The sequence below is a fragment of the Mycolicibacterium arseniciresistens genome (assembly GCF_030519285.1).
Taxonomy (GTDB): Bacteria; Actinomycetota; Actinomycetes; order Mycobacteriales; family Mycobacteriaceae; genus Mycobacterium; species Mycobacterium arseniciresistens.
Window position 1 is genome coordinate 1 of sequence record NZ_JAUMSQ010000505.1, and the last position, 1,265, is coordinate 1,265.

Here is a 1,265-nt window from a genome sequence, read left to right on the forward strand (position 1 = left end):
CCGCTGTCGGCACGCTCCGGTGTCCGGCTGGAGGGCCAGGCCGAGGCGCTGGCAGACCACCTCAGAAGTGTCGACCGACCGCTGCCCGAGGTGGCCGCCACGCTCTGGGCCCGCCGGGCCCACGAACCGGTCCGGGCCGCCGTGATCGCCGAGCAGCACCACGAACTGGTCGCCGGACTCGATGCGCTGGCCCGCGACGACGTCAGCCCCAACCTCGTCACCGGCGTCATCCCGGCCGGCGAGCCGAGGGACGCGGTGTGGGTGTTCTCCGGCCACGGGTCGCACTGGGCAGGCATGGGCCGCCAGCTGATCGCGGCCGAGCCGGTGTTCGCCCGCGTCATCGACGAGGTCGACGAGGTGTTCGGCGCCGAGCTGGCCTTTTCGGCACGCGAGGCGCTCAGCACCGGCGAACTCGGCGGCACCGACCGCGTCCAGGCGCTGACGTTCGCCATGCAGGTCGGCCTCGCCGCGGTGCTGCGTGAGCGCGGAGTCACGCCGGCGGCGGTGATCGGCCACTCGGTCGGTGAGGTCGCCGCGTGCGTCGTGGCCGGCGTGTTCGACCTTCGGCAGGGTGCCGCCGTCGCGTGCTACCGCGCCCGGGGCTTCCGGTCGGTGATGGGACAGGGCGCGATGGCCCTGGTCCGGCTGCCGTTCGACGACGCCGCGCGGCGGCTCGCGGGGCGCACCGACGTGGTGGCCGCCATCAGCGCCTCCGCGGAGTCCACGGTCATCTCCGGTGTCGCCGACGCGGTGGACGCCGTGAGCCGCGCGTGGGACGACGAGGGTGTCGTGGTGCGCCGGGTGAACACCGATGTGGCGTTCCACAGTCCGGCGATGGACGGGCTCACCGGGGAGCTCGCCCGGCTCGTGGCGACCCTGCCGTCCGCACGGCAGGCGACGGTGCCGCTCTACACCACGGCGCTCGCCGACCCCCGGTCGACGGCCCCGCGCGACCCGGACTACTGGGTGGCCAATCTGCGCGGACGGGTCCGGTTCGCTGAGGCCGTGACGGCCGCGGCCCAGGACGGCCACCGGCTGTTCCTCGAGGTGTCCGCCCACCCCGTGGTGGCGCACTCGATCGTCGAGACGCTGCTGCACCTCGGCATCGACGAGCACGCCGTCGTCCCGGTGCTGCGCAGGCAGACCGCCGAGGTGCGCGCCGTCGCCACCGCGGTGGCCGCCCTACACTGCCACGGCGCGCAGGTGTCACACGGCATCGGCGCCGACACCCCGTGGGCGGGCGACCTGCCCGGCACGCAGTGGCG

1 protein-coding gene is annotated in these 1,265 nt (G+C 74.9%); it reads left to right on the plus strand.

Going from position 1 to position 1,265, the window contains the following annotated elements:
* On the plus strand, positions 1-1,265 hold a 1,265-nt coding region (locus tag Q2100_RS31050), incomplete at both ends, for an acyltransferase domain-containing protein (protein ID WP_302917098.1).